The sequence below is a fragment of the Corynebacterium guangdongense genome (genome assembly GCF_030408915.1).
Classification (GTDB): Bacteria; Actinomycetota; Actinomycetes; order Mycobacteriales; family Mycobacteriaceae; genus Corynebacterium; species Corynebacterium guangdongense.
The window spans coordinates 1,302,743-1,322,821 of the sequence record NZ_CP047654.1 but is presented as its reverse complement, the minus strand read 5'-3'; the positions used below and the strand labels follow the sequence as shown (position 1 = coordinate 1,322,821).

At 67.5% G+C, this 20,079-nt stretch carries 18 protein-coding genes; 3 read left to right on the top strand and 15 right to left on the bottom strand.

The window, feature by feature from the left end; translation table 11 throughout:
• Window positions 1-54: 54 nt before the first annotated feature.
• From pheT to uvrA, 9 genes are all read right to left on the bottom strand, one after another.
• A complete protein-coding gene (pheT, locus tag CGUA_RS06265) occupies window positions 55-2,571 on the bottom strand; it encodes a phenylalanine--tRNA ligase subunit beta (protein ID WP_290198216.1) in 2,517 nt (838 codons plus the stop codon).
• Window positions 2,572-2,604: 33 nt separating this feature from the next.
• Window positions 2,605-3,651, bottom strand: a complete 1,047-nt coding sequence (pheS, locus tag CGUA_RS06260) for a phenylalanine--tRNA ligase subunit alpha (protein ID WP_290198215.1) — start codon at window positions 3,649-3,651, stop codon at window positions 2,605-2,607.
• 94 nt (window positions 3,652-3,745) lie between these two features.
• On the bottom strand, window positions 3,746-4,564 hold the full coding sequence (locus tag CGUA_RS06255) for a TrmH family RNA methyltransferase (RefSeq protein WP_290198214.1): 819 nt from the start codon (window positions 4,562-4,564) through the stop codon (window positions 3,746-3,748).
• 59 nt (window positions 4,565-4,623) lie between these two features.
• Complete coding sequence (locus CGUA_RS06250) at window positions 4,624-5,040, bottom strand: TM2 domain-containing protein (protein WP_290198213.1); 417 nt, start codon at window positions 5,038-5,040, stop codon at window positions 4,624-4,626.
• A gap of 170 nt (window positions 5,041-5,210) precedes the next feature.
• Entirely contained in the window at window positions 5,211-5,597 is a 387-nt protein-coding gene (rplT, locus tag CGUA_RS06245; RefSeq protein WP_290198212.1) for a 50S ribosomal protein L20, read from the bottom strand.
• 53 nt (window positions 5,598-5,650) lie between these two features.
• On the bottom strand, window positions 5,651-5,845 hold the full coding sequence (gene rpmI, locus CGUA_RS06240) for a 50S ribosomal protein L35 (RefSeq protein WP_290198211.1): 195 nt from the start codon (window positions 5,843-5,845) through the stop codon (window positions 5,651-5,653).
• A 42-nt stretch (window positions 5,846-5,887) separates the two neighbouring features.
• Window positions 5,888-6,442, bottom strand: a complete 555-nt coding sequence (infC, locus tag CGUA_RS06235) for a translation initiation factor IF-3 (RefSeq protein ID WP_290198329.1) — start codon at window positions 6,440-6,442, stop codon at window positions 5,888-5,890.
• 200 nt (window positions 6,443-6,642) lie between these two features.
• Window positions 6,643-7,587: a serine hydrolase gene (locus CGUA_RS06230; protein ID WP_290198210.1), complete on the bottom strand. Its 945-nt coding sequence runs from the start codon at window positions 7,585-7,587 to the stop codon at window positions 6,643-6,645.
• Window positions 7,588-7,701: 114 nt separating this feature from the next.
• The gene (gene uvrA, locus CGUA_RS06225) at window positions 7,702-10,548 is read right to left on the bottom strand and encodes an excinuclease ABC subunit UvrA (protein ID WP_290198209.1); all 2,847 of its coding nucleotides are present in this window, start codon (window positions 10,546-10,548) and stop codon (window positions 7,702-7,704) included.
• A 169-nt stretch (window positions 10,549-10,717) separates the two neighbouring features.
• Between uvrA and CGUA_RS06220 the strand changes: the two genes are divergently transcribed.
• From CGUA_RS06220 to CGUA_RS06210, 3 genes are all read left to right on the top strand, one after another.
• Complete coding sequence (locus CGUA_RS06220) at window positions 10,718-11,326, top strand: MBL fold metallo-hydrolase (protein WP_290198208.1); 609 nt, start codon at window positions 10,718-10,720, stop codon at window positions 11,324-11,326.
• A 119-nt stretch (window positions 11,327-11,445) separates the two neighbouring features.
• On the top strand, window positions 11,446-12,420 hold the full coding sequence (locus CGUA_RS06215; protein ID WP_290198207.1) for a DoxX family protein: 975 nt from the start codon (window positions 11,446-11,448) through the stop codon (window positions 12,418-12,420).
• Window positions 12,421-12,597: 177 nt separating this feature from the next.
• The gene (locus tag CGUA_RS06210) at window positions 12,598-14,811 is read left to right on the top strand and encodes a HelD family protein (protein ID WP_290198206.1); all 2,214 of its coding nucleotides are present in this window, start codon (window positions 12,598-12,600) and stop codon (window positions 14,809-14,811) included.
• 67 nt (window positions 14,812-14,878) lie between these two features.
• Here the strand turns inward: CGUA_RS06210 and CGUA_RS06205 are convergent, their stop codons facing one another.
• The 6 genes from CGUA_RS06205 to CGUA_RS06180 all read right to left on the bottom strand — a co-directional run bounded on the left by CGUA_RS06205 (window position 14,879) and on the right by CGUA_RS06180 (window position 20,057).
• Complete coding sequence (locus tag CGUA_RS06205; RefSeq protein WP_290198205.1) at window positions 14,879-15,322, bottom strand: universal stress protein; 444 nt, start codon at window positions 15,320-15,322, stop codon at window positions 14,879-14,881.
• A 79-nt stretch (window positions 15,323-15,401) separates the two neighbouring features.
• Entirely contained in the window at window positions 15,402-15,860 is a 459-nt protein-coding gene (locus tag CGUA_RS06200) for a universal stress protein (RefSeq protein ID WP_310169144.1), read from the bottom strand.
• Window positions 15,861-15,896: 36 nt separating this feature from the next.
• Entirely contained in the window at window positions 15,897-18,026 is a 2,130-nt protein-coding gene (gene uvrB, locus CGUA_RS06195; RefSeq protein WP_290198204.1) for an excinuclease ABC subunit UvrB, read from the bottom strand.
• 34 nt (window positions 18,027-18,060) lie between these two features.
• The gene (locus CGUA_RS06190; RefSeq protein ID WP_290198203.1) at window positions 18,061-18,423 is read right to left on the bottom strand and encodes a DUF4259 domain-containing protein; all 363 of its coding nucleotides are present in this window, start codon (window positions 18,421-18,423) and stop codon (window positions 18,061-18,063) included.
• 18 nt (window positions 18,424-18,441) lie between these two features.
• A complete protein-coding gene (locus CGUA_RS06185) occupies window positions 18,442-18,951 on the bottom strand; it encodes a heme-binding beta-barrel domain-containing protein (RefSeq protein WP_290198202.1) in 510 nt (169 codons plus the stop codon).
• Window positions 18,952-18,968: 17 nt separating this feature from the next.
• Window positions 18,969-20,057, bottom strand: coding sequence for a thermonuclease family protein (locus CGUA_RS06180; protein WP_290198201.1), 1,089 nt, complete (start codon window positions 20,055-20,057; stop codon window positions 18,969-18,971).
• Between the last annotated feature and the right edge of the window lie 22 nt (window positions 20,058-20,079).

Below are 20,079 nucleotides of genomic sequence, written 5' to 3'. Positions count from 1 at the left end.
CGCCGGAGAATCGGATGATGCTCCGGCGGGTGCCCGTATCAGCGGCCTGGGGCATTACGCACGCAGCGTGGCGCCCAGTCGCTCCTGGGCCAGGTCGGCGGCGGCGAGCCGGTGGACGTTGGCCTCCTCGTCCGTGAGGGTGCGATCCGGGGCGCGGAAGAGCAGCTTCAGGGCCAGGGACTTCTTCCCCTCACCCAGCTGCTCACCGCGGAAGACGTCGAAGAGCTCGACGGATTCGAGCAGCTCGCCGGCGCCTTCCTCGACGACCGCGCGCACCTCTTCCGCCGGGACGCCCTCGTCGACGACCAGGGCGATGTCCTGGTGCAGCGCCGGGTAGGAGGACAGGACCGGCGCCGGCAGCACCTCCCGCAGCGGCAGGGCGTCAACGTCGAGCTCCATGGCGCAGGTGCGCTCCGGCAGGCCCAGGTCCTTGAGAATCTGCGGGTGGAGTTCACCGGCGTGGCCGACGACGGCGCCGTCGACAAGCAGCTCCGCGCAGCGGCCCGGGTGCCACGGCAGGGTGGCACCGTTTCGCACCTGAAGCTCAACGCCGGCGGAACGCGCCACGACACGCGCGGACTCGACGGCGTCGGCCCAGCCGTAGGCCCGACCCTCGCCCCACGGGCCGGTGCGGACGATCTCACCGACACCGACGGTGGCCACGTGCAGCGGCTGGTACGGCAGGGAATCGATGACCTCGCGGACGGTCTCCTCGTCCGGGTGGACGGTCACGTCCGGCATCGGGGTCCTGTCCGCCCGGTGGAAGGCGACCTGCTGGACGCCGTAGAGGCTCAGATCCGTGCGACCGCGGGCGACGTTGCGGGTGACGGCCTCGAGCATGCTAGGCAGCAGCGTCGTGCCCAGCACGGCGTAGTCGGAGTCCAGCGGGTTCTGGACTGTGACGGTCCGGCGGCGTTCGTCGTCGGCGGCCAGGCCCCAGACGTCGAAGACGTCGTTGGCGACGAAGGGCGTCGGCAGGATCTCCGCGTAGCCGTGGTGCGCCAGCGCGTGGGTGATGGCGCGCTCCCGCCTCTGCGCCGGTGACAGGCCGCGGCCGCCGACGGGGGTCGGCAGGATCAGCGGGATGTCGTCGAGGCCCTCGAGACGGACGATCTCCTCGATGAGGTCCTCGGCCATGGAGATGTCGGTGCGCCAGGTCGGGGCGGTGACCGAGAGGGTCTCACCCTCATCAACGACCGCGCAGCCAACCTCGCCGAGACGCTTGACCACGGTCTCGCGGGAGTAGTCGACGCCGATGAGCTCGGAGGGGTGGCTCACGCGCAGCTCGATCGGCTCGGCGGTGGCGACGCCCCCGACGAGGGTGCGACCGGTCTCGACGGTGCCGCCGGCGATCTGCACGAGCAGGGCGCAGGCGTAGTCGAGGGCCGCCTCGACGATGGCCGGGTCGACGCCGCGCTCGAAGCGCCGGGACGCCTCAGAGGTCAGCTTGTGGCGACGCGAGGTGCGCGCGACGGTGCGCGGATCCCAGGTGGCGGCCTCGAAGTAGACGTCGGTGGTGGTCCCGGAGATCTCCGAGGTGGTGCCGCCCATGACACCGGCCAGGGACTGGATGCCCTCGGCGTCGCAGATGACGACGTCCTCGTCGGAGAGTTCGCGCACCACATGGTCGAGGGTCTCGAACTTCTCCCCCGCCACCGCGTTGCGGATGGTCAGGGCGCCTGCGACCTTGTCGGCGTCGAAGGCGTGCATCGGCTGGCCGAGCAGGAACATGACGTAGTTGGTCACGTCGGTGGCGGCGTTGACCGGGCGGGCGCCGAGCAGCATGAGTTCGCGCTGGAGCCAGAACGGGGACTCGGCGGCCGGGTCGATGCCGGAGACCTTGCGCAGGCCGAAGCGCAGCGTGCTGGTCTCGGGACGGACGTCGATGTCGATGAGCGTGCCCTCGGCCGCCGGCACCGCGGCCAGGTCGAGGCCGGCGACGGACGGGTTCTCCGCGGGGTCGGCGTAGGCCAGGTCGAAGGCGCTGGTGATCTCGCGGGCCAGGCCGCGGGCGGAGAGGGCGTAGCCGCGGTCCGGGGTGACGTTGACCTCGAAGACGGTGTCGTCGAGCTGGACCAGCGGCTTGGCGTCGTCGCCCGGCTGGCCGTACTCCTCGGACAGGACGATGATGCCGGAGTTCTGTTTGTCGGTGAATCCCAGCTCCGCGGCCGAGCAGATCATGCCGTTGGAAAGGTGGCCGTAGGTCTCGCGGGAGGCGATCTCGAAGCCGCCGGGTAGGACGGTGCCCGGCAGCGCGACGACGACGAGGTCACCCTCGGCGAAGTTGCGGGCGCCGCAGATGATGCCCTGCGGCTCACCGGTGCCGTTGGCCTGTCCGACGTCGACCTGGCAGTAGCGGATCGGCTTCTTGAACTCGGTGAGCTCCTCGATCCGGGACACCCGACCGATGACGAGGTCACCGGCGGTCTCCTCGATCGGGGCGTAGCCCTCGGTCTCGAAGCCGACCCGGACGAAGCCCGCGTCGAGCTCGGCGTCGTCGATGGTCCAGTCCTGCTGCGCCTCGTCCATGGAGCGGATCAGGCCGGTCAGCCAGTTACGTGCGATGTACATCTAGTGTCTCTTTTCCTTCCTGGTGACCTGTGGTTATGCCTGAACGCCGAACGGCAGGGTGAAGCGGACGTCGCCCTCGACCATGTCGCGCATGTCGGACAGGCCGTTGCGGAACTGCAGGGTGCGCTCCAGGCCCATGCCGAAAGCGAAACCGGTGTACTCGGTCGGGTCCACGCCGACGGCGCGCAGGACGTTCGGGTTGACCATTCCGCAGCCGCCCCACTCGATCCAGCCGGCGCCGCCCTTCTTGTTGGGGAACCACACGTCGACCTCGGCGGAGGGCTCGGTGAACGGGAAGTAGTTGGTGCGCATGCGGGTCCTGGTCTCCGGGCCGAAGAGGACCTTGGCCAGGTGGTCGAGGGTGCCGCGCAGGTGTGCCATGGTCAGGCCCTTGTCGACGGCCAGCCCCTCCACCTGGTGGAAGACCGGGGTGTGGGTGGCGTCAAGTTCATCGGTGCGGAAGACGCGGCCCGGGCACGCGATGTAGATGGGCACGCCGCGCTCGAGCATGGAGCGCACCTGCACCGGGGAAGTGTGGGTGCGCATGACCTGCTGGGAGTCCTCCGCGTTGACGTGGAAGGTGTCCTGCAGGGTGCGGGCCGGGTGGTCGGGCAGGAAGTTGAGGGCGTCGAAGTTGAAGTACTCGGCCTCGACCTCCGGGCCTTCGGCGATTTCCCAGCCCATGCCGAGGAAGATGTCGGCGATGTTCTCCTTGAGCGTGGTGATCGGGTGCATCGCGCCGGTCTGGGAGCGGGTCGTCGGGACCGTGACGTCGACGGTTTCGGCCGCGAGCTGCGCCTCCTTTTCGGCGGCCGCGAGACGATCGGCGACCTGGGCCTGGTGCTTCTCCGCACGGCCGCGGGCCATGTTGACGAAGCGGCCCGCGTCCTTGCGCTCATTCTTCGGCAGGGTGCCGATGGCCTGGCGGGCCTTCGCGATGAAGGAGGCCTCACCGAGGTGTTCACGGCGGGCGTCGGCGAGCTCTTCGGAGGTGGCGGCCGCGTCAAAGGCGGCGATCGCCTTGTCAGCCGCCGCCTGCAGGGCGGCCTCGGTCAATTCAATATCAGGCTGATCAGACACGACTTGTCTCTTCCCGACCCTTCTTATCGCACTGCTGGGTGGAGTACCCGGCGTTCACATTTCGGACTCGAACCAGCATAGCGGGCGCGGCGCGTCAGTCCGACGTACGGGCCTGCACGCGGGCGGACTCGTAGAGGCAGATCGCCGCCGCCGTCGCAAGGTTGAGGGACTCGGCGCGGCCGCGAATGGGGATGCGCACGCGGTGGTCGGCCTGCGCCAGCAGCTCCTCGCCGAGACCGTGGGCCTCGTTGCCGAAGAGCCACGCGGTCGGCTGCGCCAGCAGATCCTCGGCGTCGTCGAGATCCACTTCCCCGTCGGCCGCGGTCGCCAGGATGGTCAACCCCTTGGCGCGGACCTGGCCGAGGACGTCCTTGACGTCGGTGTTGCGGGCCACCGGAACATGGAAAAGTGAGCCTGCGGAGGCGCGGGCGGCCTTCCCGGACTGTGGATCGACGGTTTCGCCGGCGAAGAGCACGGCGTCGGCGCCCATCGCGTCGGAGACCCGCATCAGGGTGCCGGCATTGCCCGGCTCCGAGGTCTCGACCGGGACGGTGACCAGCTTGGGTGCGCGGCCCAGGGCCTTGCCGGTGGTCCACAGCACGGGCGTGCAGATCGCGTACAGGCCCGTCGAGGTCACCGTGTCGGACAGCGACTTCGCCGCGCGCTCATCGATGGCGTGCGTGTAAACGCCCATGTGGCCGGCGGCCTGGACGATGTGCCGGAAGCGCTGCGCCGCCTGCTCGGTGACGAAGATGTCGGTGGCCGCACCGGTGGCGACGGCGGCGTCGACGGCGTTCTCCCCCTCGACCAGGAAGCGTTCCGCTTTCCGACGCTCCTTCGCGCGGTGCAGCTTGGCCGCGTTGACGATGCGCGGGGTCCGCTCGGTGAAAGGGTCCAGGAAATCGAGTGCCATGGTGAACACGCTAGCAGCGGGGTCCGCCTGTCTCCCGACTCAGGCGGGTGGAAGCGTGATTAATTCAGCGGCAGGCCGCGGGCATCGCGGCCCATGGCACCCGAGCGCAGGAGAATCAGGATGAACTCGATGAGGGCCCAGACACCGACCACGGCAAGGAAGACGAAGCCGATCAGGAGGAGGGAGGTCAGCCAGCCGACGACGGTCAGCAGCAGCTGGGTGACGCCCTTGCGGGTGTAGCCCAGGTAGAAGTTGTGCACTCCCAGAGTGCCAAGGAAGAAGGCGAGCAGCGCCGCCACCACCTGAGACTTCTCGGAGACGAACTGCGGGGACGTCACCGTCGGCCGGCCGGGCATCGGTGCGTAATGCGGGCCGGGCGCCGGGTACGTCCGGTCGGCGGGATGGAATGGGGGCGGGATGGGAAGCCCGTCCTTGTCGTAGAAGACCTGGTTGTCGTTGCCGAAGGGGGTGGACACGGTGATTCTCCTGGTGGTCGATGGCGTTGAAGTCAGGCTTCAGCCTATCCCGTCCGCCGGACAACAGGAGTGGACGCCACCCCGCCCGGTCGAATGGCCGCGCATAAGGAGAACTCCCGCCACTGTGGCAGTGGCGGGAGTTCGGGTGCGCAAGCGCTTCGGGTCCGACGCTAGGCGGCGACCTTCGGTGCGTTGACGTCCTCCGGCAGGGCGGCCTTGGCGGCCTCGCACAGAGCGGAGAAAGCGGCGAAATCGCTGACGGCGAGCTCGGCCAGGATCTTGCGGTCGACATCGATCTCGGCCAGCTTCAGGCCGTGGATGAGACGGTTGTAGGTGATGTCGTTCATGCGGGCAGCGGCGTTGATGCGCTGGATCCAGAGCTTGCGGAACTCACGCTTCTTCTGACGACGGTCGCGGTACGCGTACGTCATCGAGTGCAGCCACTGCTCCTTGGCCTTGCGGTACAGGCGGGAGCGCTGGCCGCGATAGCCCTTGGCGGACTTCAGGATCGCGCGGCGCTTCTTCTTGGCGTTGACTGAACGCTTGACACGTGCCACAGTCTTACTTCCTTTTCTAAATTATCGAGGGTATTTGATTGTCGAAGCGGTGCTTAGGCTTCGTTGAGCAGTCGACGCATGCGCTTGGTGTCAGCCTTGGCCACGTCGACGGTGCCCTTCAGACGGCGGGTACGGGTGGACGCCTTACCCTCGAGGAGGTGGCGACGGCCGGCCTGCTCGCGACGCAGCTTGCCGGCGCCGGTCTTCTTGATTCGCTTGGCGGTGCCCTTGTGGGTCTTGACCTTCATGGCTTTAGTCCTTTGACTTCCGTATGTGCGGTTGACTGGTGTCTACTTTTTGCCCTTGCCGCGGGTCGGACCGATGACCATGGTCATGTTGCGGCCGTCCTGCTTCGGCCTGGCCTCGACGGTGCCGTATTCGGCGATCTCATCGGCCAGTCGCTCCAGCAGGCGGTAGCCCAGCTCCGGACGCGACTGCTCACGGCCACGGAACATGATGGTCACCTTGACCTTGTTACCCTTTTCCAGGAAGCGGATAACATTGTTCTTCTTCGTCTCGTAATCGTGATCGTCGATCTTGGGACGGAACTTCTGCTCCTTGACCACAGTCTGCTGCTGGTTCTTGCGCGACTCGCGGGCCTTCTGGGCCAGCTCGTACTTGTACTTGCCGTAGTCCATGATCTTGGCGACCGGTGGCTTGGCGTTGGGGGCCACCTCCACCAGGTCAAGGTCGGCGTCGTAGGCAAGCTTGCGCGCATCGTCCGTGCGGACGATACCGACCTGTTCGCCCGAAGGACCGACCAGGCGGACCTCCGGAACACGAATTCGCTCATTAATGCGAGCTTCAGCGCTGATGTGATTCTCCTCAAGTAGACAGTATGTTATTCGCTACCGAATCGTAAGTAAGGAGGCTCCCCCGAGCATCACAAAATCCCGTGAACCATAGGCACACGGGAGATCATCACACTTGACCCGAGACCAACCGTGACGGCGGCTAAGGGTGGGAGTATCTCCACTTGCGACCCGGACCCTGTCAAAATGCAGGCTCGGGTGGTAGTGCTGGCAACACTAGCACCCCCGGGGGATCAGGGCAAATCGACGGGTTCGCCACCTTCCGTCTCCGTCGTTTTGAGCGAGTCCGGCAGCACGCAGTGGTCGGACGCGACGAGCGATCCGTCCTCGACGCTCCTGCTTATCCCGTCGGCGAGGTCGTCGAGCATGCGCTCCGCCGTGCCACGTCTCCCGTCCTCGGGGTGGGCGATGATCGCCACGCCCAGCACCCCGTCGTCCGTCGGCAGGGCGCCGAACTGGCGGTAGGTGTAGCTGTAGAGCCCGTCCTCCTCCTGGCTCCATCCGCCCTTGAAATGCATTCCCGAAATCCGCCCCAGCCCGCTCTGTTGCCAGGGGACGATCTCGCCCATGGCGTCCCAGACCACGTCAACCGCCGGGATGCACGCGAGCCGCGAGGCGAAGCCGGCCTGACCGTTGAGGGTCCAGGGGATCCAGCCGATGGGGGTGGGCTCATCGGGATACTCGTCAACGGTGGGCCGGGTGTGGGCCACTCCGTTGTAGCGCCAGAGAAGCGAGTCGACGCTCGCCGCGGCTTCCGCGCCTCCCCCCAGGGCCGCCCACAGGGCCGCGGCGTCCTCGTTGCTGGATTCGGAGATCGCCGCCCGGACCATCGACTCCGTGCCCACCTTCTGCTGCATGGCGGCAATGGCGATGGGCACCTTGATCGTCGACCAGGCCCGGGAACGCCCGTCACTGCCGACATTGATGATGCCGTGCTCGGTGGCCACGGAAATCCCCGCCACGCCGCCGTGTTCGGCTTCGACGGCGTCAAGCACATCCTCCAGAACCTCGGCCGCCTCCCGCACCTCCCGCTCCCCCGTCGGCGCCATGGTGACGGTTGCCCCGATGGCCACCGAGTCGGCGGGGCGCTGGCTCGGGCTGCAGCCCGCGACGGTGACGGCGGCCAGGGCCGTCATGGTGAGTGCACCGAACGCACGTCGGCCCCCAGCCCAATCCATGTCGTGCGTGCTCCCGATCTGTCCTGTTCAGCCCTGTGCCGAACAGCGGGTCAGTTTACCTCGGGAGCCGGGAACACCAGGACTCGCACCGTCCCGGCCGTCCGGGCAGGCCAGTCAGAGCAGTTCCGCCAGGAACTGACCGGTGTAGGAGCCCGCAACCTTGGCGACGTCCTCCGGCGTACCCTGCGCGACAATTGTGCCGCCGCCGGAACCGCCCTCGGGCCCGACGTCGATGATCCAGTCCGCCGCCTTGATCACGTCGAGGTTGTGCTCGATGATGAGCACGGTGTTGCCCTTGTCCACGAGGCCCTGGATGACGAGCATGAGTTTGCGGATGTCCTCGAAATGCAGGCCCGTCGTCGGCTCATCCAGGATGTAGATCGTCCGGCCATTGGATCGCTTCTGCAGTTCGCTGGCGAGCTTGACGCGCTGGGCCTCGCCGCCGGACAGTGTGGTCGCGGACTGTCCGAGGCGCACGTATCCAAGTCCGACTTCGGCCAATGTGTTGAGGTAGCGGTGAATCGAGGTGATCGGCTCGAAGAATTGCGCCGCCTCACTGATGGACATGTCCAGGACTTCCGCGATGTTCTTGCCCTTGTACTTCACTTCGAGAGTCTCGCGGTTGTAGCGGGCCCCGTCGCAGACTTCGCAGGGCACGTAAACGTCCGGGAGGAAGTTCATCTCGATCTTCAGCGTGCCGTCGCCCTGGCACGCCTCACACCGGCCGCCCTTCATGTTGAAGGAGAAGCGTCCCGGTTTATAGCCCCGGACCTTGGACTCCTGCGTCTCCGCGAAAAGGGAACGAATCTTGTCGAACACGCCCGTGTACGTCGCCGGGTTGGAGCGCGGCGTGCGCCCGATCGGCGACTGGTCGATCTGGATCAGCTTGTCCAGGTTGTCCATGCCCTCGACGCGCTTGGCCCGGCCGGGCACCTGGCGGGCCCGGTTGAGGGTGTTCTGGAGGTTCTTCGCCAGAATCTGGTTGACCAGGGTCGACTTGCCCGAGCCGGAGACGCCGGTGACGCAGACGAGCACCCCGAGCGGGATATCGACGTCGATTCCCTTCAGGTTGTTTTCCCGGGCGCCGACGACCGTGAGCATGCGCTCCCGGTCGATCGGACGGCGCTCGTCCGGGACGCCAAGCACGCGTCGGCCCGCCAGATAATCACCGGTCAGCGAGTCCTTCGCCGTCAAGATGCCCTTGGGAGGCCCCTGGTAGACGACTTCGCCACCGTACTCGCCGGCCCGAGGGCCGATGTCGATGAGCCAGTCCGCCTCCCGGATGGTGTCCTCATCGTGCTCGACCACGATGAGGGTGTTGCCCAGGTCGCGTAGACGCTTGAGCGTCGCGATAAGGCGCTGGTTGTCGCGCTGGTGCAGGCCGATGGAAGGTTCGTCGAGCACGTAGAGGACGCCCGCCAGGCCGGACCCGATCTGCGTGGCCAGCCGGATACGCTGCGCTTCGCCACCCGAGAGCGTGCCGGCGGCCCGGTCGAGGGTCAGGTAGTTGAGCCCGACGTCGACGAGGAAACGCAGGCGCGCCTGAATCTCCCGGAGGACGGCCTCGGCAATCATCTTCTCGCGCTGGCCCATCTCCAGATGCTCAAGGTACTCGGAGGCGTCCCCGATAGAGAGCGCGGAAACCCCGGCGATGGACTTCTCCCCTCCAGCTGCGGAGCTGACGCGGACCGCCAGGATCTCCGGCTTCAGGCGGGCGCCCTGGCAGGTCGGGCAGGCGACCTCCCGGGTGTAGGCGAGGAAGCGCTCCTTCTGACTGTCGGAGTCCGTCTGTTCCAGCTTGCGCTGCATCCAGCCGCGGACGCCCTCGAAAGGCGCCTCCCAGTTGCGCACACGTCCGAACCTGTTCTTGTAGCGTACGGCGACCTTGATGTCGGTTCCGTTGATCAGCGCCTCACGTTGCTTCTTGGTCAGCTCACTGAACGGGGTCTCCGGATCGAAGTCCATTTCCTTGGCCAAGCCTTCGATGAGCTTCTCGAAGTAGTTGCGATTGGGTGAGGAGGTCCACGGCTGCACCGAGCGGCTGGCCGGGGCGTCCGGATCCGGGATCAGCAGGTCGATGTCGACCTCGTTGCGGGTGCCCAGGCCGTCGCAGGCGGGGCAGGCTCCGTACGGGGAGTTGAAGGAAAAAGCGCGGGGCTCATACTCGTCGATGTTGAGCGTGTGGCCGTTGGGGCACGCCATCTTCTCCGAGTAGATCTGGTACCGGTCCTGCTCGTCCTCCACGTCGACGTATTCGATGGCCACCAGTCCGTCGGCCAGCCGAAGCGCGGTCTCAACGGAGTCGGTGAGTCGCTGCTTCTGCGACTCCTTGATCTGAAGTCGGTCGATGATGACGTCAATGTCATGCTTGACCTGCTTCTTCAGCGGCGGGACCTCGCCAAGTTGGTAGACCTCACCGTCGACCTTGACACGGGAGTAGCCCTGCTGGGCCAGGTCCTGGAAGAGGTCGACGAACTCCCCCTTGCGGGTCCGCACGACCGGCGCGAGGACCTGGAACTTCGTGCGCTCCTCCCCCGCCAGAACGTTGTCCACGATCTTCTGCGGCGTCTGGCGGTCGATCCGGGCGTCGCACACCGGGCAGTGGGGCGTGCCCGCGCGGGCGAAGAGCAGGCGCAGGTAGTCGTAGATCTCGGTGATCGTGCCGACGGTCGAGCGCGGGTTACGGTTAGTCGATTTCTGGTCGATCGACACCGCCGGGGAAAGCCCGTCGATGAAGTCGACGTCCGGCTTGTCCATCTGACCCAGGAACATCCGGGCGTAGGAGCTCAGCGACTCGACGTAGCGACGCTGGCCTTCCGCGAAAATGGTGTCGAACGCCAGCGAGGACTTGCCGGACCCCGACAGGCCCGTGAACACGACCAGCTGATCACGGGGCAGGTCGACGTCGACGCCCTTCAGATTGTGCTCGCGGGCACCTTTGACAACGACGCGGTCGGCCACTAGTGGTTCCTCCGGTTTGCAGATGGTGGGAAGTGCATGCGTGCAGGACAAAGTACCAGCGTTCCACGAACGCAGACAGATCCCGGTTACCCAGTCGAACATACCAGCGAGGTCGGAATCGGTGCCAGCGGCACCATCCGAGCGGGCGCCAAGTCACTAGGATGGCCGCATGACTGACACAACCCCCATCACGCTGCACCAGATCACCGTCTCCGAAATGAACAACAACTGCTACCTGCTCGCCGCCGACGGCAAGGGCCTGCTCATCGACGCCGCCGACGACGCCGACGCACTTGTGGCCATGGCCGAGAAAGCCGGGGTCGAGATCGAGATGGTCCTGACCACCCACCGTCACTGGGACCACACCCGCGCGACGGAGGAGGTGCTCAGGTGCACCGGAGCCAAGCACCTTGCCTCCTTCCTCGACTCGCCTGCCGTGCCCCAGCCGGTGGACGTGGAGCTCGACCAGGGCGAGATCATCGAGTTCGCCGGCCACGAACTGCCAGTGTTCATCCTGCGCGGCCACACCCCGGGCGGAGCCTGTGTCGCGGTGGAGATCGACGGGGAGACCAACCTCTTCGTCGGCGACAGCCTCTTCCCCGGTGGAGTTGGCAAGACCGAATCGGAGGCCGACTTTCTCAGGCTGTTCAACGACGTCAAGGAGCGCGTCTTCGACCAGTACCCGGACGAGGCGATCGTCCGGCCCGGACACGGCAAGCCCACCACCCTGGGCGCGGAGCGCCCGTTCCTCGAGGAGTGGCACAAGCGCCGCTGGTAGACAGGGCCGCTTGTCTCCCGCTCAGTGAATAGTTCAGGAACGTTCAGGGTACTGACATGTCCCCTTGAGTACAGTGGGCGGGAGAAACACTCACGAACAGTTACGTCAAGGAGCTTCAGATGATCCGCAAGATCGCCCGACCCATGCTCGCCTCCGTCTACATCGCCGACGGGGTCGACACCCTCGTCAACACCGAAGGCCATGTCAAGAACACGGAAACGGTGCTGACCAAGCTGCGTGGCGTGCTTCCCGCCGACTGGGCCCGTCAGGTCCCCAACGATCCGGAGCTGGTCGCCCGCGCGGTCGGCGCCACCAAGGTCGGCGCCGGTTCCCTGCTCGCCCTCGGCAAGGCCCCGCGCCTGTCTGCCGGCACGCTGGCGATCCTGGCGGTGCCGACGATCATCGGCCGCCACAACTTCTGGGAGGCGGAGACGACGGAGGAGAAGTCCACCCGCCGCAACGGGTTCCTCACCTCGATTGCCCTGCTGGGCGGTCTGGGCATCACCTCCATGGACACCGCCGGCAGGCCCGGCCTGGCGTGGCGCGCGCAGCGGGCCGGCCATGACGTCAACAAGAAGGTCCAGGCCGCCCTCCCGACCCAGTCGGAGACCGAAAAGGCCACCGCCCAGGCCACCGACTGGATCTCCGACAAGACCCACCACGCGCAGGACGCGGTCGCCTCCTTCGTCGACGAGAACAAGGACGACTGGCAGAAGACCGCAGCGGCCGCCGCGGCCACCGCCGGCACCTGGTACGGCCAGGCGAAATCCGTCGGGCAGGAGGCCATCGAGACTGTGCGCAAGGAGGCCCCGACCTGGGTGGAGCAGGCCCGGGAGACCGGCAGCCACCTGTTCCACGACGCGGAGAAGACCGGCCGCGACTGGCTCGACGCCGCCCAGGCCGACGCCAAGGGGGCGGGCAAGCGGGCGGTCAAGGTCGCCGATAAGGCCCAGACCCGCGCGGAGAAGGCCATTGACAAGGCCGACGCCACGACCGGCCGCAGCTACGACCGGGCCGCCAAGCGCGCCACCAGGCTGCAGCACCAGGCCGACAAGGCCATCGACCGCGCGGTCCGCAAGGTCGCCAAGTACTAGTCGGGAGTCAGCCCGCACCCCGTCCGGCTCACGCCGGGCGGGGCTTCCCCGTTTCCGCCCCTGTGCTGCGGTGGGCGTCGGAATACCCCGCACCCGCTCCCGGTTGCTATCGTGGAACGTCATCTTCTAGGACTTTTCAGGGACTTTGCCACACCAGGCGGGAAGGTAGGGCCACTCGTGAGTGATGAGCTCCAGCGGGAGATTGCCGCCGAGCAGGAGTACGTGGACGGCCTGTTCGATCGCCTCGACGATGAAGTGGCGCAGGCCAACGAACGCCTCCGCCAGGTCCAGTTGGAGGTCGACCCGGCGAACCCGGACGCCGACGCCCTGGTGCGCCGCGAGACCGAGTACCACGGGCTCAACGCCAAACTGGACCGGCTGAACCTGGCCCAGCTCGGCCTGGTCTTCGGCCGCATCGACATCGCCACCGACGACGTGGAGACGCCGGTCCCGGGGCGCCCGGATCTCGAGCGTCGCTACATCGGCCGGATGGGGCTCGACGATCGCGCCGACAACTACCGCACTCTGCTGCTCGATTGGCGCGCCCCCATGGCGCGGCCCTTCTATCTGGCGACGACCGCCCAGCCCGAGGGCGTCACCCTGCGGCGACACATCCGCACCCGGGGCCGCACGGTCACCGGCGTCGACGACGAGGTGCTGGCCGGCGACGTCGACGTCCACACCCGCCAGGGCGTCGGTTCCGAATCGGCGCTCCACCACGCCATGCAGCGGGCCCGCACCGGGCACATGCGTTCCATCGTCGAGACCATTCAGCGCGAGCAGGACCAGATCATTCGCGATCCCTCCCGGGGCGTGATGGTGGTCCAGGGCGGCCCCGGCACCGGCAAGACGGCCGTGGCGCTGCACCGGGTGGCGTACCTGCTCTACACTCACCGCGATCAGCTCGCCAAGAGCGGCGTCCTCATCATCGGCCCGAACCCGACCTTCCTCGACTACATTTCCCGGGTCCTGCCGGAACTGGGCGAGACGGGAGTGGTGCTCTCCACCGTCGGTGATCTCTTCCCCGGTGTCAGGGCGACGGTTGAGGAATCACTCCTCACCCGCGAGATCAAGGGTTCCGAGGAGATGACCACCATCCTCGGGCGCTGGGTCCGGCATCAGCAGCAGATCCCGGAGGATCCGGTCGAGGTGCGCGTCGAGAGCCTGACGCTGACCATCACGCCGGAGATGGTGGCCGAGGCGCGCACCCGGGCGCGCCGCTCCCGCAAGCCGCACAACGACGCCGCGGTCTTTTTCACCGAGCGTCTCGTCGGCCTTCTCGCCACCCAGCTGGCGGAGCGGATCGGGGCGGACCCGCTCGGCGGCAGCAACCTGCTCTCCCAGGCCGACGTCGATCAGCTGCATGACGACCTCGCCGAGGATCCGACGGTGAGCAGGCTCGTCGAGGGGTGGTGGCCCGAGCTCACTCCCACGGATCTGCTGCGCGCCCTGCTGGAGGACGCCGACGCCATCGACGCCGTCGCTGGCGACTACGACGAGGAGACGCGCGCCGCACTCCACCGGGAACCGGGCTCCGGATGGGGCTCCTCGGACGCGGCATTGCTCGACGAGCTCGCGGTGCTCATCGGCCTGCCCGATCCGGAGGAGGTCCGCCGCGCCGAGAACGAAGCCTGGCGGCAGCAGGTCGCCGATGCCGAGGACGCGCTTGACGTGCTCGCCTCCTCGGAATCCACCGACCTCGACGACGACCAGTTCGAGGCTGAGATTCTTTCCGCCTCCGACGTCATCGACGCCGACACTCTGGCGCGCCGACAGGAGGTCACGGACGCCCGGACCACCGCCGAACGCGCCGCCGCGGACCACACCTGGGCCTTCGGACACGTCATCGTCGACGAGGCGCAGGAACTCACGCCCATGGAATGGCGGATGGTCTTCCGCCGCTCCCCCTCCCGCTGGATGACGCTGGTCGGCGACACCGCCCAGACCGGAGCCCCGGCCGGTGTCGACAGCTGGGCGGAGTCGCTCGGCCCCTTCGTCGGCGGGCGCTTCCGCACCCACGAGCTGACGGTGAACTACCGCACTCCCGCCGAGATCATGGAGGTGGCCAACCGCATCCTCGCGGTCATCGACCCCGGCGCCACCCCGGCCGAGGCGATCCGGGAGTCCGGCGTCGAGGTCAGCTACCTGCCGTCCGGGACCGACCCGGCCTCGCTCGCGTTCGACGACGTGACCGCCGAGGAGGGTCTTGTGCAGGTCATCGACCAAGTCAACGTCGCCACCATCAAGGGGCTCGAGTTCGACCACGTCATCGTCGTCGAGCCGGCCCAGATCGTGGCGGGCTCCCCCCAGGGGTGGCAGGACCTCTACGTCGCGGTCACTCGGGCGACACAGTCGCTGACCGTGATCGGCGCGCTTCCGGAGACCGACTGACCCCCGTTGAAAGCAGGTGAGCGGCCTTCCCCTCGTTCGGGGGCGGCCGCTTCTGTGCCGGGTACGGCTACTTGACCGTGTGAACGATCATGACGTCGCAGTCGGACTGGCGGGCGACGTCGGCCGGGACGGAGCCGAGAAGGCGACCGGTCAGCGAGTTGATCCCACGGTTGCCGACGACGAGCAGGTCGGCGTTGTTGTCGTTGACGATGCTCATGAGCGCCTGGACCGGGGTGCCCGGGCGGACGGCGGTCTCGACGGTCCCGGCGCCGGCTGCGCGGGCGGCCTCTTCCGCGGAGGCGAGGTTCTGCTGTGCCTGCTCGTCACCGAGGATGGTCACCGAGTCCTGGCGGAGGGTCTTAGAGGCGTCATCCTTGTTCTCGTAGTAGGCGCAACCGATGATCAGCGTCGCGTCGAACGCCGCGGCAATCTTTGCCGCGCGCTCGACGGCGAGCATCGATGACTTGGAGCCGTCGGTGCCGACAACGATCTTCTTGTAGTACTCGCTCATGTGCTGCCTCTCCACTGTGTCTTGTCCCGGGTCTGGGCCAGGTGAACCTATGCGGACCATGTTAGCAACCTTCGCCGGCTCAGGAGCGAGGTTCGCGGGTGTTGACCAGCATCACGTCGACGTCGGCGCGCCGGGCGACCTCGGTCGGGATGTTGCCGAACACCCGGCCGGTGATGGTGTTCACACCCTTGTTGCCGATGACGATGAGGTTGGCGGCGGTCTCGCCCACCGCTTCGGTGAGGATCTGCACGGCGGTGCCCGATCGCGCCCGCAGCTGAATGTCGGCGGCCCCCTCGTCGCGCGCGATGCGGCTCGCCTCCTCCAGGTATTCCCGGGCGCGGGTCTCGCTGACGACGGGCAGGGCGGAGACGTCGGTCTGGCGGGCGTCGAGAAGCGAATGTCCATCACCGTGGTACGCGCTGACGATGGTCAGCCTCGCGGCGTAGACGCGGGCCAGGCTCGCGGCGGTGCGGACAGCCTTGAGGGAGGTTGCGGAACCGTCCGTGCCGACGACGATGTTGGTGTACGAGAGCATCATTCTCCTTGGGGTGGCTTGTCCCCTACTCTAGGGCGCTCAGATGCCCGCCTCCTTGAGGCCACGCAGTTCCTTGCGCAGGTCGGCGATTTCGTCGCGCAGGCGCCCGGCCAGCTCGAACTTGAGCTCGGTGGCCGCGGCCCGCATCTGTTCGGTCATGTCGTCGATGAGCTGCTGGACCTCGTCGACGGCCATGGACGAGGTGTCGGGCTTCTCGACGAGCGCCGCGTCACCGGCCGCGGAGGACTGCGGCTTGTCGGTGCGCCGGCCGCCCCCGTAGGAGTCGTCCTCGGCGTTCTCGTAGACCTGGTCGAGAATGTCGGCGATCTTCTTGCGCAGCGGCTGGGGGTCGATGCCGTGCTCCTCGTTGTAGGCGACCTGCTTCTCGCGGCGCCGCTCCGTCTCGTCGATGGCGTGGGCCATGGAGTCGGTGATCTTGTCGGCGTACATGATGACCTCGCCGGAGACGTTGCGGGCCGCTCGGCCGATCGTCTGGATCAGCGAGGTCGCCGAGCGCAGGAAACCCTCCTTGTCGGCGTCGAGGATCGCCACCAGCGAGACCTCCGGCAGATCGAGGCCCTCGCGCAGCAGGTTGATGCCGACGAGCACGTCGTACTCGCCCAGGCGCAGCTGGCGCAGCAGTTCCACACGCTGCAGGGTGTCGATGTCGGAGTGCAGGTAACGCACGCGGATGCCGTGCTCGACGAGGTAGTCGGTCAGATCCTCGGCCATCCGCTTGGTCAGGGTCGTGACCAGCACCCGCTCCTGCCGGGCGGTGCGCTGGCGGATCTCGTGGATGAGGTCGTCGATCTGGCCCTCGGTGGGCTTGACGACGACCTTCGGGTCCACCAGCCCGGTCGGCCGGATCACCTGCTCGACGAACTCGCCGCCGGAGGCCGCCAGTTCGTAGTTGCCGGGCGTCGCCGACATGTAGACAGTCTGGCCGACGCGGTCCTCGAACTCCTCGAAGGTCAGCGGGCGGTTGTCCATCGCCGAGGGCAGCCGGAAGCCGTGCTCGACGAGGTTGCGCTTGCGGGACATGTCACCCTCGAACATGCCGCCGACCTGCGGGACGGTGACGTGGGACTCGTCGATGATGGTGAGGAAGTCCTCGGGGAAGTAGTCGATGAGCGTCGCCGGGGCGGAGCCGCGTTCACGGCCGTCCATGTGCAGCGAGTAGTTCTCGATTCCGGAGCAGAAGCCGACCTGCTGAATCATCTCCAGGTCGTACTCGGTGCGCATCCGCAGGCGCTGGGCCTCCAGCAGCTTGCCGCGGTTCTCCAGGTCCGCCAGACGATCCGCCAGCTCCGCCTTGATGCCCTCGATGGCCTTGCCCATGCGCTCCTCGGTGGCGACATAGTGGGTGGCCGGGAAGATGCGGACCTCGTCGACCTCCCGGATCTTGTCGCCGGTCAGCGGGTGGATGTAGTAGAGCGAGTCGATGTCGTCACCGAAGAACTCGATGCGCACCGCCAGTTCCTCGTAGGCCGGGATGATGTCGACGGTGTCGCCCTTGACGCGGAAGGTGCCGCGCTTGAACTCGTAGTCGTTGCGCTCGTACTGGATGTCGACGAGCAGGCGCAGGAAGCGGTCGCGGTCGATCTCCTCGTCGACCCGCAGCACCAGGGAGCGATCCAGGTAGGACTGCGGGGTGCCGAGGCCGTAGATGCAGGAGACGGAGGCGACCACGACGACGTCGCGGCGCGAGAGCAGCGCGCTGGTGGCCGAGTGACGCAGGCGCTCGACGTCCTCGTTGATCGAGGAGTCCTTCTCGATGTAGGTGTCCGTCTGCGCGATGTACGCCTCCGGCTGGTAGTAGTCGTAGTAGGAGACGAAGTACTCGACCGCGTTGTTGGGCAGCAGCTCACGCAGCTCGTTGGCCAGCTGCGCGGCCAGCGTCTTGTTCGGCGCCATGACCAGGGTCGGGCGCTGCTGCTTCTCGATCAGCCACGCCGCCGTCGCCGATTTGCCGGTGCCGGTCGCACCGAGCAGCACGACGTCCTCCTCCCCGCGGTTGAGCCGTTCATCGAGTTCCTTGATCGCCGCGGGCTGGTCGCCCGAGGGCTGGAACTCGCTGATGACCTCGAACCGCGCGTCGCTGCGTTCGACGTCTCCGACGGGTCGGAACTCGGAGTGCGGGATGACCGGGTGCTCGCCTGCAAATGCCATGGGTCCATGATAGGCAGGCGTGTCAAGACGCGGGTCAGCTCAGCGACACGTGGGACTGCGCCTTCCATTCATGCAGCTTGTCGACGCCCTCCGCCTCCCACTCGGCGTAAAGGCCGGAGACGCTGCCGTCGACGAGCACGGCCTCCAGCGACTGGCGCAGCACCTCCCGGTGGGCCGGCTCGCGCAGCACAGCGACGTCCTCAGCGGTGACGCCCTCCGGCAGCTCACCGACCGCCAGGTGCGCCATCGCCACGACCAGCGCCCCGTGATCCGCCTCCAGGTAGCGCTGTCCGCTGGTCGGCAGGATCTGTTCCAGGGGCACGGCGTGCTCTCGGATGTCCTCGAGCAGGCCCTGGGCCTCCTCATTGTCGAATGGGCCGGTGTTCCACTTCTTCATGGCTGCCCATGATAATGCCTATCCGGCCTGCTTTCGCAGGGTCGAGGCCAGGTGCTGCTGCATGGGCTGTCCGACGGCCGCCATATCGAAGCGGGTGGCCACCTCGGCCCGCCCGGCGGTGACCGCGTAGGTGCGGCGGGTCGAATCGACCTGCTTGGCCGAGGCGGTGTTCCGCACCGACGACGGACCCAGGTCGAGCGTGACCGCGCCGTCGGCGGCGATGACCAGGGCACCTTCCAACAACTCGGTCTGCCCGGTCGGCTGGGCGATGGTGAACTCCGCGCTGCCCCCGGCCGGGTCCGGGCGCAGGTAACCGGACTCCTGGTGCATCGGGGCGCCGTCCGGGCCCGTGGTGGTCTGCAGGTAGCGCAGGAAGGGCTTGCCCGGGGTGGCGGTGAAGGAGATTGTTTCGGTGTAGGTGAAGTCGGCGATCGTCGGGTAAAAACCGCGGCCCTCGCCGGTCCAGGAACCGATCAGGAAGGCCACCGGGGCAATGTTGGGGTGCAGTACGGACTTGTCGATGCTCATGCCCCCAGCCTAGGCATCTAAATCGGCAGTTTCGTGGTGCAGTCGATCCGGGTGTACGGGCGGCCCTTGTCGTCGACGGCGTTGGGCGCGGTCCGGGTGCCGTAGTCGCGGCAGCCTGTGTAGGTGTCCTTGGCCGGTGCCGGTGCGGGGGCTGGAGGAGCCGGCCGCGCTGGCGGGGCCGGCGGGGCCGTGTACTGACTCTCACGCTGCACACGGGAGCGCTCCGCCGCGGCGGCGGCTTCCGCGGCTTGCGCCGCTTCCCGATCCCGACGCTCCTGCTCGACGCGCTGGCGCTCCAGCTCGCGCTCGAGTCGTTCCCGTTCCTCGGCCGCCCGGCGATCCTCCTCCGCGTCGATCTCATCGAGCAGTCGGGAGGCCTCGGCGTCGAAGGCCTCCACCCGGGACTGGCCCGCGTCGAGGTAATGGCGCCGAACCGCGTGTCCGTCCTCGTCCTCCTCCGGTCCCGGTCGGGTGCGCAGTCGGTCGACGTCCGCACGCACCGTACGGACATGGGAGCGGTGCACATCCAGGTCCGGCGCCGCGGCGTCGGCGAGCGCTGCGGGCTCCTCGTCGTCCAGGGCCTGCTCGGCCAGGGCCGCCTGGGCGGACAGCGAACAGCCCAGGGACGGGGCGTGCATGCCCCTGCCGCGGTGGCGGGCGTCCTCCTCTGCCTCCAGCACCTCCGGATAGAACTTCCCGTTGGGCTCGATGAGCATGGCGACGCCATACCCGCCCCGGGCGATGTCGGCGTTGATGAGCGAGTCACTCTCCGGATCGATGACGCCGGCCAGCGTGCGCCCGTACCTGTCCGTCTCCTCCTCGTCGAGTTCCAGCCGCACCTGGGTGCCGGCGGGCAGGCGCTGCGTGAGGAAATCAGTCGCCTCCTGCGCGTAGCAGCCCTCCAGCGTGCCCTTCGCGCCCATCTCGGGGGTGTCCACGTTGAGCAGCCGAACCCGCACCGCCTCGCCGCCGTCCGGGTCGGCCACGACGATGGTGTCGCCGTCGACGACCCGTTCCACCGTGTACAGGGGGTCCGGTGCGCTGACGGCGACCGCAGTACCGATTCCCACCGCCGCCACAGCGGCAAGCATCCATCCAACTTTCATGGAAATGACATTATACTGTCAG

Coding starts and splice junctions, on each gene's coding strand:
- uvrB (WP_290198204.1), bottom strand. CDS start 18,026: ATGGCATTTGCAGGCGAGCACCCGGTCATCCCGCACTCCGAGTTCCGA.
- CGUA_RS06205 (WP_290198205.1), bottom strand. CDS start 15,322: ATGAGCGAGTACTACAAGAAGATCGTTGTCGGCACCGACGGCTCCAAG.
- CGUA_RS06185 (WP_290198202.1), bottom strand. CDS start 18,951: ATGAGCATCGACAAGTCCGTACTGCACCCCAACATTGCCCCGGTGGCC.
- CGUA_RS06190 (WP_290198203.1), bottom strand. CDS start 18,423: ATGAAGAAGTGGAACACCGGCCCATTCGACAATGAGGAGGCCCAGGGC.
- CGUA_RS06180 (WP_290198201.1), bottom strand. CDS start 20,057: ATGAAAGTTGGATGGATGCTTGCCGCTGTGGCGGCGGTGGGAATCGGT.
- CGUA_RS06220 (WP_290198208.1), top strand. CDS start 10,718: ATGACTGACACAACCCCCATCACGCTGCACCAGATCACCGTCTCCGAA.
- pheT (WP_290198216.1), bottom strand. CDS start 2,571: ATGTACATCGCACGTAACTGGCTGACCGGCCTGATCCGCTCCATGGAC.
- CGUA_RS06255 (WP_290198214.1), bottom strand. CDS start 4,564: ATGGCACTCGATTTCCTGGACCCTTTCACCGAGCGGACCCCGCGCATC.
- CGUA_RS06215 (WP_290198207.1), top strand. CDS start 11,446: ATGATCCGCAAGATCGCCCGACCCATGCTCGCCTCCGTCTACATCGCC.
- CGUA_RS06200 (WP_310169144.1), bottom strand. CDS start 15,860: ATGATGCTCTCGTACACCAACATCGTCGTCGGCACGGACGGTTCCGCA.
- rpmI (WP_290198211.1), bottom strand. CDS start 5,845: ATGAAGGTCAAGACCCACAAGGGCACCGCCAAGCGAATCAAGAAGACC.
- CGUA_RS06230 (WP_290198210.1), bottom strand. CDS start 7,587: ATGGATTGGGCTGGGGGCCGACGTGCGTTCGGTGCACTCACCATGACG.